The organism is Streptomyces sp. NPDC005648 (genome assembly GCF_040605395.1).
Classification (GTDB): domain Bacteria; phylum Actinomycetota; class Actinomycetes; order Streptomycetales; family Streptomycetaceae; genus Streptomyces.
In genome coordinates, this window is record NZ_JBEXCS010000048.1 from 38,066 (window position 1) to 53,509 (window position 15,444).

Annotated in this window: 14 protein-coding genes and 1 riboswitch; of the genes, 4 read left to right on the plus strand and 10 right to left on the minus strand. The window is 69.1% G+C overall.

What is annotated here, in order from left to right:
* Position 1: 1 nt before the first annotated feature.
* On the minus strand, positions 2 to 970 hold the full coding sequence (locus ABZT17_RS25830) for a helix-turn-helix domain-containing protein (RefSeq protein ID WP_356351966.1): 969 nt from the start codon (positions 968 to 970) through the stop codon (positions 2 to 4).
* A gap of 93 nt (positions 971 to 1,063) precedes the next feature.
* Between ABZT17_RS25830 and ABZT17_RS25835 the strand changes: the two genes are divergently transcribed.
* Positions 1,064 to 1,231 (plus strand): hypothetical protein, encoded by a 168-nt coding sequence (locus ABZT17_RS25835; protein ID WP_356351967.1) that lies wholly within the window; start codon positions 1,064 to 1,066, stop codon positions 1,229 to 1,231.
* Here ABZT17_RS25835 and ABZT17_RS25840 read toward each other — a convergent pair.
* The 9 genes from ABZT17_RS25840 to ABZT17_RS25880 form a co-directional block, all read right to left on the minus strand.
* Entirely contained in the window at positions 1,198 to 1,680 is a 483-nt protein-coding gene (locus ABZT17_RS25840; protein WP_356351968.1) for a hypothetical protein, read from the minus strand. The genes ABZT17_RS25835 and ABZT17_RS25840 overlap by 34 nt on opposite strands.
* A 121-nt stretch (positions 1,681 to 1,801) precedes the next feature.
* Positions 1,802 to 3,844 carry a putative Ig domain-containing protein gene (locus ABZT17_RS25845; RefSeq protein ID WP_356351969.1) on the minus strand — a complete coding sequence of 681 codons (2,043 nt, stop codon included), beginning with the start codon at positions 3,842 to 3,844 and terminating at the stop codon, positions 1,802 to 1,804.
* Positions 3,845 to 4,079: 235 nt separating this feature from the next.
* The gene (locus tag ABZT17_RS25850; RefSeq protein ID WP_356351993.1) at positions 4,080 to 4,688 is read right to left on the minus strand and encodes a nucleotidyltransferase family protein; all 609 of its coding nucleotides are present in this window, start codon (positions 4,686 to 4,688) and stop codon (positions 4,080 to 4,082) included.
* Complete coding sequence (locus ABZT17_RS25855) at positions 4,685 to 5,695, minus strand: ribonucleotide-diphosphate reductase subunit beta (protein ID WP_356351970.1); 1,011 nt, start codon at positions 5,693 to 5,695, stop codon at positions 4,685 to 4,687. Before ABZT17_RS25855 ends, ABZT17_RS25850 begins: the two co-directional genes overlap by 4 nt.
* The gene (locus tag ABZT17_RS25860; protein WP_356351971.1) at positions 5,695 to 8,085 is read right to left on the minus strand and encodes a ribonucleoside-diphosphate reductase subunit alpha; all 2,391 of its coding nucleotides are present in this window, start codon (positions 8,083 to 8,085) and stop codon (positions 5,695 to 5,697) included. Before ABZT17_RS25860 ends, ABZT17_RS25855 begins: the two co-directional genes overlap by 1 nt.
* A 120-nt stretch (positions 8,086 to 8,205) precedes the next feature.
* A riboswitch (cobalamin riboswitch) is annotated at positions 8,206 to 8,354 on the minus strand.
* A 55-nt stretch (positions 8,355 to 8,409) separates the two neighbouring features.
* Positions 8,410 to 8,913, minus strand: a complete 504-nt coding sequence (locus ABZT17_RS25865) for a GNAT family N-acetyltransferase (RefSeq protein WP_356351972.1) — start codon at positions 8,911 to 8,913, stop codon at positions 8,410 to 8,412.
* Between the two features lie 86 nt (positions 8,914 to 8,999).
* Complete coding sequence (gene mctP / locus ABZT17_RS25870) at positions 9,000 to 10,619, minus strand: monocarboxylate uptake permease MctP (RefSeq protein WP_356351973.1); 1,620 nt, start codon at positions 10,617 to 10,619, stop codon at positions 9,000 to 9,002.
* A complete protein-coding gene (locus ABZT17_RS25875; protein ID WP_356351974.1) occupies positions 10,616 to 10,870 on the minus strand; it encodes a DUF3311 domain-containing protein in 255 nt (84 codons plus the stop codon). Before ABZT17_RS25875 ends, mctP begins: the two co-directional genes overlap by 4 nt.
* Before the next feature lie 266 nt (positions 10,871 to 11,136).
* Entirely contained in the window at positions 11,137 to 11,901 is a 765-nt protein-coding gene (locus ABZT17_RS25880) for a GntR family transcriptional regulator (RefSeq protein WP_356351975.1), read from the minus strand.
* A 306-nt stretch (positions 11,902 to 12,207) separates the two neighbouring features.
* Between ABZT17_RS25880 and ABZT17_RS25885 the strand changes: the two genes are divergently transcribed.
* From ABZT17_RS25885 to ABZT17_RS25895, 3 genes are all read left to right on the plus strand, one after another.
* The gene (locus tag ABZT17_RS25885; protein ID WP_356351976.1) at positions 12,208 to 13,488 is read left to right on the plus strand and encodes an extracellular solute-binding protein; all 1,281 of its coding nucleotides are present in this window, start codon (positions 12,208 to 12,210) and stop codon (positions 13,486 to 13,488) included.
* A gap of 106 nt (positions 13,489 to 13,594) precedes the next feature.
* Complete coding sequence (locus ABZT17_RS25890; RefSeq protein WP_356351977.1) at positions 13,595 to 14,584, plus strand: sugar ABC transporter permease; 990 nt, start codon at positions 13,595 to 13,597, stop codon at positions 14,582 to 14,584.
* Positions 14,581 to 15,444, plus strand: a complete 864-nt coding sequence (locus ABZT17_RS25895) for a carbohydrate ABC transporter permease (RefSeq protein WP_356351978.1) — start codon at positions 14,581 to 14,583, stop codon at positions 15,442 to 15,444. Before ABZT17_RS25890 ends, ABZT17_RS25895 begins: the two co-directional genes overlap by 4 nt.

A 15,444-nucleotide genomic window follows, 5' to 3' on the forward strand; every position in this document is an offset into this window, starting at 1 on the left:
GTCAGGCGGCCGCCTCCGGTCCCCGGAAGGTGCGCCGGTAGGCGTTCGGTGTGGTCCCGATCGCCTGGACGAACTGGTGACGCAGCGCGGCCGCGTTGCCGAAGCCCGCCCGTCCGGCGATCGTGTCCACCGTCTCGTCCGTCGCCTCCAGCAACCGCTGGGCCAGCAGCACGCGTTGGCGCAGGATCCAGCGGTAGGGAGTCGTCCCCGTCTCCTGCTGGAAGCGGCGGGCGAAGGTCCGCGGCGACATGTGCGCGCGCTCGGCGAGCTGCTCGACGGTCACCTCCTCGTCGAGGTGCCGCTCCATCCACACCAGCACCCCGGCGACCGTGTCGACGTGCGACCGGGGCAGCGGGCGCTCGATGTACTGGGCCTGTCCGCCGTCCCGGTGCGGCGGCACCACCATCCGCCGGGCGATCCGGTTGGCGACCTCGGGGCCCTGCTCCTGGCGCACGATGTGCAGACAGGCGTCGATGCCGGCGGCGGTGCCCGCCGAGGTGATCACCGAGCCCTCGTCGACGTAGAGGACGTCGGGCTCGACGGTCAGCCGCGGGTAGGCCCGGGCCAGCTGCTCGGCGTCGTGCCAGTGCACGGCACAGCGGCGGTCGTCCAGGAGCCCGGCCGCGGCCAGTACGAAGACTCCGGAGCAGACGCTGAGCACCCGCGCCCCGCGCTCGACCCCGCGCCGCAGTGCCTGGAGCAGCTCGGGCGGGAACTCCCGCGTCCCGTAGCAGGCCCCCGCCGGCACGGCGATCAGATCGGCCTCCTCCAGCCGCTCCAGACCGTGCTCCACCTGCATGGAGAAGCCCGCGCCGCGCGTGCTCAGCACCGGTCCCTCGGCGGAGGCGACCGCGAAGTCGTACACGGGCAGTCCGTCGTCACTGCGGTCGATTCCGAAGACCTCGCAGACGACGGCCAGCTCGAAGGGGTTCACGCCGTCGAGGACGACGGCGGCGACGTTCTTCAGCATGGATCCAGTGTGCCTCAGGCTTGGCAGTATTTCGAGGGTCTACGGCAGTCCTGCCACTGTTTGTAAGGAGCTAACGGCGCGACAGTGGTGTCCATGGATACGGCACACATCGAAGGACTGATCGGAATGCTCACCGTTCTCGCTCTCCTCGTTCTCCTGGTCCTGCCGGCCGTGCTCGGTATCGCCCGCGACCGCCGCATCGACCGCGAGATCCGTCAGGCAAGGCGTCACTTCACCACTACGGCGACCCACCACTCCTGAATGCCCAGGCAGGAGACCCGGCCGGGCTGCTCGGCGCACAGCGGCCGGGTGGACCGGAGCCGGGTCTTCCCCTTCTCCACCGCCTTGAAGGCGGCGCTCGCGTCCCCGGGCAGCAGCACGATGCCGCTGTTGGTGGCCGCCAGCACGGACCCGCTCCCGGTGACCGGCTTCCACGGCCGCTGCCTGGTCCCGTCGAGGGTGATCCGGAGCGTGTCGCCCACGGTCAGGCAGACCGTACGACCGCTGTCGGAGGCGCCGAGCGTCGAGGCCGGCGTACACCCCGGGGTGCTCGGCGACGGGCTGCCGGTCGGACCGGCCGTCGGGGTGGGCGACGACGACACGCTGCCGCCGTCGCCTCCCTTGCCGCTGTCGGCCTGGCTGCCGCAGCCGGCCAGCACCAGGGTGAGTGCCGTGAGGGCGAGAGTCGTGTGGGGGATCGTTCGACGCATGGGGGCCTCCTCTCCCCTTTGACGTGTCACCCACATCCCTGGATCCACTCCGGTACGCACGACCGGGCCCCGGCCGCGAAGGCGGCGACCGGGGCCCGGGGTCGTACGGGTGCGAACGGGATCAGCTGGTCGTGACGGCGGTGTCGTCGAGCACGAAGCTGGTCTGCAGCGAGGAGTCCTCGACACCGCTGAACTTCAGGGTGACGGTCGAGCCCGCGTACGAGCTCAGGTCGAAGGACTTCTGCGCGTAGCCGGAGGCGGCGTTGACGTTCGAGTACGTCGCCAGGGTGGTCGAACCGGCGCTGACCGTCAGCTTGTCGTACGCGGTGCTGCCGGTCTCGGCCGTGTCGATGTGCAGGTAGAAGGTGAAGGTGGCCTTGCAGCCGCTGGGCACGGTCACCGACTGGGAGAGCGTGTCGGTGTGGCTGGAGCCGTAGCCGTCGAGCCAGGCGTAGTACGAGCCCGCGTGCGCCGACTCACTGGTGGAATTGGTGATGACCCCGCTGGACGCGGTCCAGGTGGTGGCGCCCGACTCGAAGCCGGGGTTGCCGAGCAGCTGCGCCGAGGTGCAGGTGGAGCTGCTGGAGCCGACGGTCCAGGAGAAGGAGGCCGAGCCGGAGGCGCCGGTGGAGTCTTTCGCGGTGACGGTGACCTGGTAGGTGCCCGCGGTGGACGCCGTACCGGAGATCAGACCGGTCGAGCTGATGGACAGCCCGGTGGGCAGACCGCTCGCGCTGTAGGTCAGCGCGGCGCCCGCGCTGTCGCTGGCGCTGATCTGCAGGCTGACCGAGCCGCCGGTGGTCGTCGACTGGCTGCCCGGGTTGGTGACGGTCACCGTGTTGCCCGTCGTGGTGCCGGCGGTGAAGGCGGTGGTGCCGTTCGGGGTGCCCCAGCCGGTCGGGCCGTCGTAGCCGGTGCCGGCGGTGCAGAAGTAGGACGTCGAGCAGGAGCCGTTGTTGCCGCTGGTGACGTCGTAGAGGTTGCTGGTGTGGGAGTAGGGGTACTTCGCCGGGTAGTCGCTCGAACCCGGGGTGCCGGCGAGGGCGTACACGCCCGCGATGATCGGCGACGAGGCGCTCGTACCGCCGTAGACGGCCCATCCGGACCCGCCGTAGGTGTCGTACACGGCCACACCGGTGGCCGGGTCGGCGACGGCGGAGACGTCGGCCTCCATGCGCTTGGTGCAGCCGGTGTCGGTCTGCCAGCTCGGCTTGGCGTCGTAGGCCGAGCAGCCGGAGCCGGTGCCCTCGGTGGAGCTGGTCTTCCACACGGACTCGGTCCAGCCGCGGGAGTTGGACGAGGTGGAGAGGGCGGTACCGCCGACGGCCGTCACGTACTGCGAGGTCGCCGGGTACTCGGCGCCGTAGGCGGAGTCGCCCGCGGAGACGGTGATGGCGACACCCGGGTGCTTGAAGTACGAGGTGTCCTCGCTGGTCTGCGAGGAGGACTCGGAGCCGCCCCAGCTGTTGGAGACGAACTTGGCGCCCAGCGCGACGGCCTCGTTCTCGGCGGCGCCGAGGTCGGCGTCGGTGGCGGAGTTGGCCTCGACGAGGATGATGTTGCAGTTCGGGCAGACGGCGCTGACCATGTCGATGTCGAGGGCCTCTTCACCGGCCCACCCGCTGTCGTTGGTCGGCAGCGAGGTCGTCGAACCCGTCTGACTGACCTGCTTGAAGCAGCCGCTCGCCACCGTGCACGCCGACAGGCCGTAGGTCGAGCGGTAAGTGGCCAGGTCGGAGGCGGCGTTGGGGTCGTTGTAGGCGTCGACCACGGCGACCGTCAGGCCCGAGCCGCCCGTCGAGGGCAGGTTGTAGGCGCTGTGCAGGTTGGCCGGGCTGAGACCGGAGGGCGCGGCGGCGGCCGCCGCCGACGCGAGCCGCTGCCTGATGTCCGTGCGGCGTTGGGCGAAACAGGCCGCGTGGCCGGGCGCGGCGGTGGCGCAGAGGTGCTTGGTCGGCACCTTCTGGCCGGCCTTGCCGGTCGAGTGGAAGCCCTGGCGGGCGGGAGAGGTGAGCGCCTTGGCGTTCTGGGTGACCCGGGAGGTGTGGGTCGTCGCGGGCGCCGCCTGCGCGGGCACGGCGACGAGCCCGGCGAGGCCGAGGGCGAGGGCGGGTACGGCGACCGTGAGGAGTCTTCGCAGGCTCCGTCTGGGCTTCTCACGCATGGGTACTGCCTCCGTCGTGGGAGTGGGGTTCTCGACGCTGATGGCAGGCCTGTGACGCGCGTAGCGGCGGCGGTGCGCGTGGTTCGTCATGGGCATGACATTTGAGCATCCTGTGCCGACGTTGTGCGTGCATGACAGGACGGCCAGAAGTTAGCCGGGTGCGAGGAGCCCGGAACAGACGCGCCGGAAGAACTTTGCCGCTCCGTGGGAAGTCCATGGACGGCCGATGGAGGCCCTATGGACCCTCCATGGACGAGGTGGTCTCCGGCCACGGCAGCACGGTCAACTCCGGCCACAGCTCCCGCCATCGAGCGGCCTTCGTCTCGTATACGAACCGCGGGGCGAGCACCGGGTTCGGCCGTACGACGAGATCGAACACGTCGGAGAGCCCGTGCGGGGCGTAGACCCGCCACCGTCCGTCGGCCTCCAGCCGCACGCCGAGACAGCAGGTCGTCGCGGCGAACCGGTCGATGGCCGCCTCGGTGGAGGTGTGCGGCGCGCACGGCACCCCGAACTTCTGCTCGTACCAGAGGTGCACCCGCGCCTCGTTGCGGATCTCGACCTCGGCCGGCAGGCCGGCGAAGAGCTCCCGGCCCGCCCGGATCACGGCGTCCTCGGCCTCCCAGGACAGATCACCGGCGTCGAAGTAGAAGACGTCGTAGTCCTTGATGCCGTGGGTGGGCGGCCGCCGGGTGACGACGTTCCACACCGTCTGGAAGAGGCACCCGGCGGTGAGATACCAGCCGGGCAGCCCCATCGTCGCGGTGCGGGCCAGCACCTCCGTGAGCACGGTGTTGCGGGACAACACCGTGCGCAGCAGGTCGAGTTCCTCGTCGGGAATCAGAAGTCCTCGTCCAGGTCGACGGTGCCCTCGACCGCCACCTGGTAGGCCGAGGGGCGGCGCTCGAAGAAGTTGGTCAGTTCCTGGACCCCCTGCAACTCCATGAAGGAGAAGGGGTTCTCGGAGCCGTACACCGGGGCGAAGCCCAGCCGGGTGAGGCGCTGGTCGGCCACGCACTCCAGGTACTGCCGCATCGACTCGGTGTTCATGCCGGGCAGCCCGTCACCGCACAGATCGCGCCCGAACTGCAGCTCGGCCTCGACCGCCTCCCTCAGCATGTCCGTCACCTCCTGCCGCAGCCGCTCGTCGAAGAGGTCCGGCTCCTCCTTGCGGACGGTGTCGACCACGTCGAAGGCGAAGCTCATGTGCATGGTCTCGTCGCGGAACACCCAGTTGGTGCCGGTGGCCAGACCGTGCAGCAGGCCCCGGCTGCGGAACCAGTAGACGTAGGCGAAGGCGCCGTAGAAGAACAGGCCCTCGATGCAGGCCGCGAAGCAGATCAGGTTGAGGAGGAAGCGACGGCGGTCGGCCCTGGACTCCAGGCGGTCCAGCTTCTCGACCGAGTCGATCCACCTGAAGCAGAACTCGGCCTTCTCACGGATGGAGGGGATGTTCTCGACCGCGGCGAAGGCCGCGGCGCGGTCGTCCGGGTCGGGGAGATAGGTGTCCAGCAGGGTCAGATAGAACTGGACGTGGACGGCCTCCTCGAACAGCTGGCGGCTCAGATAGAGCCTGGCCTCGGGGGAGTTGATGTGCTTGTACAGCGTCAGCACCAGGTTGTTCGCCACGATCGAGTCGCCGGTCGCGAAGAAGGCCACCAGGCGCCCGATCAGGTGCTGCTCGCCCGGCGTCAGCTTCGCCAGGTCGGAGACGTCGGAGTGGAGGTCGACCTCCTCCACCGTCCAGGTGTTCTTGATGGCGTCCCGGTAGCGCTCGTAGAAGTCCGGGTAGCGCATGGGCCTCAGGGTGAGCTCGAAGCCGGGGTCGAGAAGGTTCTGGTTGCTGGGCATCACTGGCAGGCCTCGCAGGACTCGGGGTTTTCCAGGGAACAGGCGACGGCTTCCTCCGACGTCACCTGCGGCGGCGGGACGGTCGCCCGGGCCGCGCGGGCGATCCTGGTCGCCGGGCGCGAGCGCAGGTAGTACGTCGTCTTCAGGCCCTGCTTCCAGGCGTACGCGTACATCGACGAGAGCTTGCCGATGGTCGGGGTCTCCAGGAACAGGTTCAGGGACTGGGACTGGTCGAGGTACGGGGTGCGGGCCGCCGCCATGTCGATCAGGGCACGCTGCGGGATCTCCCACGCCGTGCGGTACAGCGCCCGTACGTCCGCCGGGATCCAGGCGAGCTCCTGGACCGAGCCGTTCGCCTCCCGCAGCGCCTCACGGGTGCGGGCGTCCCAGACGCCGAGCTCCTTGAGGTCCCGCACCAGATAGGAGTTGACCTGGAGGAACTCGCCGGAGAGGGTCTCGCGCTTGAAGAGGTTGGAGACCTGCGGCTCGATGCACTCGTAGACGCCCGCGATGGAGGCGATGGTGGCCGTCGGCGCGATCGCCAGCAACAGGCTGTTGCGCAGCCCCACTTCGGCGACACGGCGGCGCAGTGCCGCCCAGCGGTCCGGCCAGGTGGGCTCGGTGGCGTAGTGGTCGGGGTGCAGGACGCCCCGGGCGGTACGGGTCTTCTCCCAGGCCGGGAGGGGGCCGGCGCGCTCGGCCAGGTCGGCGGAGGCCTCGTACGCGGCGAGCATGATCCGCTCGGCGACACGGCTGGAGAGCGCCTTGGCCTCGGGGGAGTCGAAGGGCAGGCGCAGCTTGAAGAAGACGTCCTGGAGGCCCATCGCGCCGAGGCCGACGGGGCGCCAGCGCGCGTTCGACCGGCCCGCCTGCTCGGTCGGGTAGAAGTTGATGTCGACCACGCGGTCGAGGAAGGTGACGGCGGTGCGGACCGTCGCGTCCAGCCGCTCCCAGTCGATGTCCTGACCGGACACGAACGCTCCCAGGTTCACCGAGCCCAGGTTGCAGACCGCCGTCTCCCCGTCGTCCGTGACCTCCAGGATCTCCGTGCACAGGTTGGAGGAGTGGATGACATGGCCGGGTTCGGCGGTCTGGTTCGCGGTGCGGTTGGCGGCGTCCTTGAAGGTCATCCAGCCGTTGCCGGTCTGTGCGAGGGTGCGCATCATACGGCCGTAGAGGTCACGGGCGGCGATGGTCCTACGGGCCAGACCCGCGGCCTCCGCCCGGCGGTACGCCGTGTCGAACTCCTCGCCCCACAGGTCCGTCAGCTCCGGTACGTCGGCGGGGGAGAAGAGGCTCCACTGCTCGTCGGCGTCGACCCGGCGCATGAACTCGTCCGGGATCCAGTGCGCAAGGTTCAGGTTGTGCGTACGGCGGGCGTCCTCACCGGTGTTGTCGCGCAGTTCCAGGAACTCCTCGATGTCGGAGTGCCAGGTCTCCAGGTAGACCGCGGCGGCACCCTTGCGCCGGCCGCCCTGGTTCACCGCGGCGACCGAGGCGTCGAGGGTCTTGAGGAACGGGACGATGCCGTTGGAGTGCCCGTTGGTGCCGCGGATCAGTGAACCCCGGGCGCGGATGCGGGAGTAGGCGATGCCGATGCCGCCGGCGTGCTTCGAGAGACGGGCGACCTGGTGGTAGCGGTCGTAGATGGAGTCCAGCTCGTCCCGGGGTGAGTCGAGGAGGTAGCAGGACGACATCTGGGGGTGCCGGGTGCCGGAGTTGAAGAGGGTGGGGGAGGAGGGGAGGTAGTCGAGGCGGCTCATCAGGCCGTAGAGGTCGGCCACCTCGTCGACGGCGCGGGAGCCCGCCTCCGCGCCGGACCCGGTGTCCTCGGCGAGACCGCTCGCCACCCGGAGCATGAAGTGCTGGGGCGTCTCGATCACCTTGCGGGTGATCGGGTGGCGCAGCAGGTAGCGGCTGTGCAGGGTGCGCAGGCCGAAGTAGCCGAAGCGGTCGTCGGCCCGGCGGTCGATCAGCGCGTCCAGGCGGTCGGCGTGGACGCGCACGAACTCCGCCGTGCGGTCGGCGACGAGCCCCTCGCGGTGGCCGACGGCGACGGACTCGGTGAAGGACGTGACGCCCTGGGAGGCGGCCTCGGCGGCGATGCCGATCGTCAGGAGCCGGGCGGCCAGCCTGCTGTAGGCGGGGTCCTCGGAGATGAGCCCGGCGGCGGCCTCCGTGGCCAGCTCGCGCAACTCCGCCTCGTCCGCGTGCGCGGACCGGCCGCGCAGCGCCGCCGCGGCGACCCGGCCCGGGTCGGTGTCGGGGAGGTCGGCGGTCAGCTCGGTCAGGGTCCGCAGCAGGGCGGCTTCGGGACCGTCCTCGTCCACAGGGGCGGTCGTGGTCGCGGTCGTGGTCGCTGAAGCCGGTTCGGCTGGCGCGATGGTCACGTGGGGCTCTCCCTCGCTCGGCACGGGGCCTTGGGAGGGCAGGGGGCAGCTCACGAGCGCACGGCGCGTCGCGTCCACCGGCCCATTCCACGAGGCCCGGACGTCAGGCGCCCGGGCCGGATGGCCGGGCGCACTGTCGGCAGGTCCTCGGACTCACGCCTGTGCAGGACGGTTCGGGGGAACGGACATGCACAAGTACACCGTTGCGGGACAGTTCCGGATTCGCACCGGATTCCCCTGCGGCGACAGCGAGCATGAGCATACATGTTGTGCCGGCTGACGGGAGTGGCCCCAGATGTTGTGTCGCGGTGACTTCGGAGCGTGTCAGAACGTCAACTGATAGGTGATGAGGGTGAAGTCGTCACCGGGGATCGGCCGCCAGTCGCGCTCGGGGGCGCGGACGAAGCCGAGGCGTCCGTAGATGCGGTGGGCGGCGCGCATGACCGGCTGGGTGGACAGGACGACTCCGGTGCAGCCGGGGGCGGCCTTCGCCCGGTCGACGCAGGCACGCACGAGGGCCTCTCCGGCGCCGCGGCCCCGAGCCGCCCCGGCCACGGCGAGCATGCGGATCTCCGCCTCGCCGGGGCCGGCGAGGTCGGCCATCGGGCCGCCGGCGGGGACATGGGTGACGGTGCCGAGCAGCCGGCCGTCCAGGGTGGCCACGAGCACTTCCGCGGCGGCGGCGCGCTTGGCCACGTTCCGCAGCTCGTCCAGGTACCAGTCGCTGTCACCGAAGGCCAGGAGGCCGTCCTGGAGGTAGGCCTGAGCGGTGATCTCGCCGATCTCGTCGTATTCGGTGGGTTCCACCGGCCGGATCACGATGTCCATGAACCCGAGTGTGCCGGACGGATACGACAACGGGCCGCCGGACGACTCCGGCGGCCCGTCGGCAGGCGGGGCTTTCGCGACACGCCCTAGTGGGAGGCGCCCGCCGTCGCCGGTGGCAGCTCCACCTCCACCCCCGGGTCGCCCGCGTCCGCCGTGTAGTCGGACGGCTTGGTCTCGTCGACGCCCTCGGGAGCCTTCAGCGCCTTCAGGGCGAAGGTCAGGACCACGGTCACCGCCACGTTCAGCGTGAACGCGGTCAGGCCGATGTAGCCCATCTCGCCGAGGCCGGGGATCTCGGCGTTGGAGCCGCCGAAGTGCTTCTGGCCGGGGTTGGTCGGGGACGCGACGTTGTACGCGGCCACCGTGCCGTAGACCATGCCGACCGCCCAGCCGGCGAGCAGCGCCCAGCGGTGGAACCAGCGGGTGAACAGGCCGCCGACCAGGGCCGGGAAGGTCTGCAGGATCCAGATGCCGCCCAGGAGCTGGAAGTTGATGGCGACCGTCTTGTCCATGGTGAGGACGAAGACCAGCGCACCGACCTTCACCAGCAGCGAGACCAGCTTGGAGACCTTGGTCTCCTGCTCCGGCGTCGCGTCCGGCTTGATGAAGTCCTTGTAGATGTTGCGGGTGAAGAGGTTCGCGGCCGCGATCGACATGATCGCCGCCGGGACCAGCGCCCCGATGCCGATCGCCGCGAAGGCCACGCCCGCGAACCAGCTCGGGAACATGTTCTCGAAGAGCTGGGGGATCGCCAGCTGGGGGTTGGTGACGGACACCCCGCTCTTGATCGCCATGAAGCCGAGGAGCGCGAGCAGCCCCAGCATCAGCGAGTACAGCGGCAGGATCGTGGTGTTGCGGCGGATCACCTCGCGGCTCTTCGAGGAGAGCGTCGCGGTGATCGAGTGCGGGTACATGAAGAGCGCCAGCGCGGAGCCCAACGCCAGGGTGGCGTACGTCCACTGGGCCGCCGGCGGGGAGACCAGGGCGCCCGCGCCCGCCTTGGTGAACTTCTCGTTCGCCGAGGCGAAGATGTCGTCGAAGCCGCCCAGCTTGATCGGGATGTAGATGATCGCCACCGCGATGACGATGTAGATCAGCGTGTCCTTGACGAACGCGATCAGGGCCGGGGCGCGCAGGCCGGAGGAGTAGGTGTAGGCCGCCAGCACGCCGAAGGCGATCAGCAGCGGCAGGTCCTTCACGAACCAGTTGGAGCCCGCGCTGCCGCCGATGCCCATGACGTCCAGCACGGCCTGGATGCCCACCAGCTGGAGCGCGATGTACGGCATCGTCGCGAGGATGCCGGTCAGCGCCACGGCGAGGGACAGCCCCTTCGAACCGAACCGGCCGCGTACGAAGTCCGAGGTGGTGACATACCCGTGGCGGTGCGAGACCGACCAGAGGCGGGGCAGGAAGGTGAAGATCAGCGGGTAGACGAGGATCGTGTAGGGCACCGCGAAGAAGCCGGCCGCGCCCGCCGCGTAGATCACCGCGGGGACCGCGACGAAGGTGTACGCCGTGTACAGGTCGCCGCCCAGCAGGAACCAGGTGATCCAGGTGCCGAACGACCGTCCGCCCAGGCCCCATTCGTCGAGCGAGTGCTCGTTCTCGGCCTTGCGCCAGCGCGCGGCCACGAAGCCCATGACCGTGACGGCCAGGAAGAAGAAGATGAAGACGCCGAGCGCGACGCCGTTCACACCGTCCTTCACTTGCCCGCACCCCCCTTGCGGGCGCGCTGGTCACGCTGCCACAGCTTGTAGGCGGTCATGGTCAGCGCCGTGGAGATCAGCACCCAGAGCATCTGGTACCAGTAGAAGAACGGGACGCCGATGAGCGTCGGGTCGGTTCTGGCGTAGGAGCCGACCCAGAGCATGGCCACGAAGGGCGCGATCAGGCATACGGCGATGATCACTCGGACCGGGGTCACCATCGGCGGTCTCACTTCAGGCACTTCGGACATACGGCGGCTCCGTCCCCTCGCGATCGCCTGTGTTCACGTGTGTAACGCGCAGGCAATGTAGGTCACGGCGTCATGGGGACGGAAGACCTCGTCCGTATATCGGTATGTCGATTCCGTGAAGGTCCGACATCGGTGTCAACGACCGGTGGCCCGCCGCACCGATCGGCGCAACGAGGGCCCGGACGGCGGCGGTTGGGGGGACGGACACGCGGCCACCGCAACGCGCCGCCACGGCACGGCCCGCCACGGCCCCCCCCGAAGCGTCGCTAGTCCTGCGGTCGCTTGAGCCGGGCCACGAACTTGTAGCGGTCCCCCCGGTACACCGACCGCACCCACTCCACCGGCTCGCCCGTCTTGTCGAAGGAGTGGCGGGAGAGCATCAGCATCGGCAGGCCCACGTCGGTGCCGAGGAGGCCGGCCTCGCGGGGGGTGGCCAGGGAGGTCTCGATGGTCTCCTCGGCCTCGGCCAGGTGGACGTCGTAGACCTCGGCCAACGCCGTGTAGAGGGACGTGTACTTGACCAGGGAGCGGCGCAGGGCCGGGAAGCGCTTGGCGCTGAGGTGGGTCGTCTCGATGGCCATCGGCTCGGCGTTGGCCATGCGCAGGCGCTCGATGCGCAGCACCCGGCCGCCGGCGGTGATGTCGAGCAACTCGGCGAGGCGGTCGTCGGCCGTGATGTAGCCGATGTCGAGGAGCTGCGAGGTCGGCTCCAGGCCCTGGGCGCGCATGTCCTCGGTGTACGAGGTGAGTTGGAGCGCCTGGGAGACCTTCGGCTTGGCGACGAAGGTGCCCTTGCCCTGGATGCGTTCGAGCCGGCCCTCGACGACCAGCTCCTGGAGCGCCTGGCGCACGGTCGTGCGGGAGGTGTCGAACTCGGCGGCGAGGGTGCGCTCGGGCGGTACCGGTGTGCCGGGCGACTGTGTCTCCGTCATGTCGAGCAGGTGTTTCTTCAGCCGGTAGTACTTGGGCACGCGCGCGGTACGGACGCCTGCGCCGCCCTCGTTGTCCGCACTGCTGACGTCGCTGCTCATGCTCTGCCTTCCCGGCTCCGGATGCGGGTCACTTCGTGATCCTTCTGTATACCGTCGCCGCTTCTTTTGGTCTAGTCCACGAGGCCAAGTGGTCTAGCGGACGAGATTACTCCGGCGGCGCTGATTTCGCTGGTTTCTTACTTAAAGGTTCCTGCATATGTAGGTCGCATAACGGCTGGTCAGGGCCGTTTCGAGGACTCTTGACAGGCTTCGTGGTCTGGTCCAAGCTCCCCCTACTGGTCTACACCATTGGTTCAGGTCCCGGCGCATGAGCGGGGAGGTGTGGGCATCCCTGAGGAGGGTGGCGTGAAGCGCAAGCTCATAGCCGCGATCGGTATCGCGGGCATGATGGTCTCCATCGCGGCGTGCGGGGGCAACGACAAGGGTTCGTCGGGCGGGGGCACCGACGCCAAGGAGCTGACGGTCTGGCTGACCGTCGACGCCCAGAACAACTGGCCGAACCTGGTGAAGGCGGCCGACGCGGCCGTCCAGAAGGCCCACCCCGGCATCAAGATCAAGCACGAGTACTACGGCTGGCCGGACAAGAACACCAAGCTCGACGCGGTCCTCGCCACCGACAAGGTGCCGGACGTGGTGGAGATGGGCAACACCGAGATGCTCGGCTACATGGTCAAGGGCGCCTTCGCCCCCGTGGACCCCTCGAAGTTCACCAACTCCTCCGCCTGGCTCGACGGCCTCAAGGCGTCCGTCACCTACCAGGGCAAGACCTACGGCGTCCCGTACTACGCCGGCGGCCGCGTCGCCAACTGGCGCAAGGACCTGTTCGCCTCGGTCGGTGCCAAGACCCCGCCGAAGACGTACAGCGAGCTCCTCTCCGACCTGGACAAGGTGCAGAAGAAGGAGGGCGACAAGTTCTCCGCCTGGTACCAGCCCACCCGCGACTGGTACGCCGCCATGTCCTACGTCTACGACGCCGGCGGCGCCATCGCCACCGAGTCGGGCGGCCAGTGGAAGGGCAGCCTCTCCTCGCCCGAGTCCATCAAGGGCCTCACCGAGTTCAAGACCGTCATCGACAAGTACATGCACGGCGACAAGACCAAGGACGAGTCCGACCGTTACATCGTCTACGGCCAGGGCAAGTCCGGCATGATCTTCGGTGCCGCGTGGGAGGGCGCCACCGCGGCCGACCCGAAGAACGACAAGACCGGCAAGCTCAAGGACAACCTCGAGAACTTCGTGATGCCGGGTCCGTCCGGCAAGAACATGCCCGTCTTCCTGGGCGGTTCGGACCTCGCCATCCCGGTCAAGTCCAAGGCGCAGGGCGTCGCCGCCGAGTGGATCAACGCCTTCACCGGCCCCGCCGGCCAGAAGGGCCTGATGGCCAAGGGCAACCTGCCCAACAACAAGACCGACCTCGCGACCCTGAAGAACGACCCCGCGACGGCGGTCCCGGCCACCGCGGCCGAGTCCAACTGGTTCGTCCCGATGGCGCCCGGCTGGGGCCAGGTCGAGAAGGCCCAGGTCCTGCAGACCATGCTGCAGAACATCGGCACCGGCAAGGAGACGGTCGAGGCCGCCGCGAAGGAAGCGGACGCCGCGATCGACAAGGTCATCAACACCAAGTGACCACAGGGCAGGGCCCGTTGACCCCCGGGCTGATCGGGGGCAGGGGGCCCTGCTCCTCGTACGACGGTAAGACCGTATGGCCTGAGGGACCGCTGAGGAGCGCGCGATGAGTGCCGCAGACACCACCACCCCCGCCAAGGTGCCGCCGCCGCGGCAGGCGCCACCACCACCGGCCGCCCCGAACAAGCCGCGCAGAAGCGGGACTTCGGGGAGCGCGGGCACTCCATGGCTGCTGCTCGCGCCCTGTCTGCTGATCCTCGGCCTGGTCATGGGCTATCCGCTGGTCCGCCTGGTCACCCTGTCCTTCCAGAAGTTCGGCCAGTCCCAGCTGTGGGGCTTCCAGCCGGCCGAGTGGGTCGGGTTCGACAACTTCAGCGGGGTGCTGGGCGACAGCGAGTTCTGGCAGGTCGTGGTCCGCACGATCGTCTTCGCCGCCGGCTCGGTCATCTTCACGATGGTCATCGGCATGCTGATCGCGCTGCTGCTCCAGCGCGTCTCCGGCTGGGTGAAGACCATGGTCAACATCGTGCTCGTGGCCAGCTGGGGCATGCCCATCATCGTCGCCACCACGGTCTTCAAATGGCTGTTCGACAGCGACTACGGCATCCTCAACGCGCTGCTCAGCAAGCTGCCCGGCGTGGACCTGATCGGTCACAACTGGTTCGCCAGCGGCCCGCAGGGGCTCGCCGTCATCATGCTGCTGGTGGTCTGGGGAGCCGTCCCCTTCGTCGTCATCACCCTCAGCGCCGGGCTCACCCAGGTCCCGGCGGAGCTGGAGGAGGCGGCGCGGCTGGACGGCGCGGGCTCCTGGGGTGTCTTCCGCTTCGTCACCCTGCCCATCCTCAAGCCGATCATCGTGATGCTCACGACCCTGTCGGTCATCTGGGACATGGGCGTCTTCCCGCAGGTCTTCGTGATGCGGGACGGGCACCCCGAGGACGACTTCCAGCTCCTCACCACCTACTCGTACAAGCGAGCCTTCGAGATCAACGACTACGCCCAGGGCTCCGCGATCGCCCTGATCACCGTGGTCCTGCTGCTCGGCGTGGTCGCGGTGTACATGCGGCAGATGCTGAAGATCGGAGAGGTCGAATGAGCGCGATCACCACCGGGCGGACCCCGTCCGCCACCGGCCGGCCCCGGAAGTCGAAGGCCGGCTGGAACCTCCTCGGCATCCTCGTCTTCCTCTCCGCCGGCTTCCCCGTCTACTGGATGCTCAACACGGCCATCAAACCGGCCAAGGACACCATCGACCCCGACCCGAGCCTGTTCCCGACCGGCTTCACGCTCGACAACTTCCGCCGGGCGCTGGCGATCGCGGACTTCTGGGGCCCGGTCGGGCGCAGCCTGATCGTCTCCCTGTCGGTCGTGGGCATCGGCATCGTGGTCGGCCTGCTGGCGGCGCTGGCGATCTCCCGGTTCGCCTTCCGCGGCCGCAAGATCGTGATCGTCGGCATCCTCGCGGTCCAGATGGTCCCGCTGGTCGCCATGATCATCCCGGTCTTCCTGCTCCTCAACGACCTGGACCAGTACGACAAGCTCTCCGGTCTGATCATCACGTATCTGACCTTCATCCTGCCGTTCACGGTGTGGACGCTGCGCGGCTTCATCGTCAACATCCCCAAGGAGCTGGAGGAGGCGGCGATGGTCGACGGCTGCTCCCGCACCGGCGCCTTCATCCGCGTGGTCTTCCCGCTGCTGGCCCCCGGCATGGTCGCCACCTCGGTCTACGCCTTCATCCAGGCCTGGAACGAGTACATCTACGCCCTGATGCTGCTCAGCCAGGAGCACCAGACGGCGACCGTCTGGCTGGGCAACTTCACCACCAAGCACGGCACCGAATACGCCCCGATGATGGCCGGAGCCACGATGATGGCGGTGCCCATCGTCGTCCTGTTCCTCCTGGTCCAGCGCAAGATGGCCGCGGGCCTGACCGCCGGCGCAGTGAAGGGATGA

Bases quoted from the DNA above. Each gene is read 5' to 3' on its own strand.
- ABZT17_RS25875 (WP_356351974.1), bottom strand. From the start codon at position 10,870: ATGTCCGAAGTGCCTGAAGTGAGACCGCCGATGGTGACCCCGGTCCGA.
- ABZT17_RS25835 (WP_356351967.1), top strand. From the start codon at position 1,064: ATGGATACGGCACACATCGAAGGACTGATCGGAATGCTCACCGTTCTC.
- ABZT17_RS25890 (WP_356351977.1), top strand. From the start codon at position 13,595: ATGAGTGCCGCAGACACCACCACCCCCGCCAAGGTGCCGCCGCCGCGG.
- ABZT17_RS25865 (WP_356351972.1), bottom strand. From the start codon at position 8,913: ATGGACATCGTGATCCGGCCGGTGGAACCCACCGAATACGACGAGATC.
- ABZT17_RS25845 (WP_356351969.1), bottom strand. From the start codon at position 3,844: ATGCGTGAGAAGCCCAGACGGAGCCTGCGAAGACTCCTCACGGTCGCC.
- ABZT17_RS25895 (WP_356351978.1), top strand. From the start codon at position 14,581: ATGAGCGCGATCACCACCGGGCGGACCCCGTCCGCCACCGGCCGGCCC.
- ABZT17_RS25855 (WP_356351970.1), bottom strand. From the start codon at position 5,695: ATGCCCAGCAACCAGAACCTTCTCGACCCCGGCTTCGAGCTCACCCTG.
- ABZT17_RS25830 (WP_356351966.1), bottom strand. From the start codon at position 970: ATGCTGAAGAACGTCGCCGCCGTCGTCCTCGACGGCGTGAACCCCTTC.
- ABZT17_RS25840 (WP_356351968.1), bottom strand. From the start codon at position 1,680: ATGCGTCGAACGATCCCCCACACGACTCTCGCCCTCACGGCACTCACC.
- ABZT17_RS25880 (WP_356351975.1), bottom strand. From the start codon at position 11,901: ATGAGCAGCGACGTCAGCAGTGCGGACAACGAGGGCGGCGCAGGCGTC.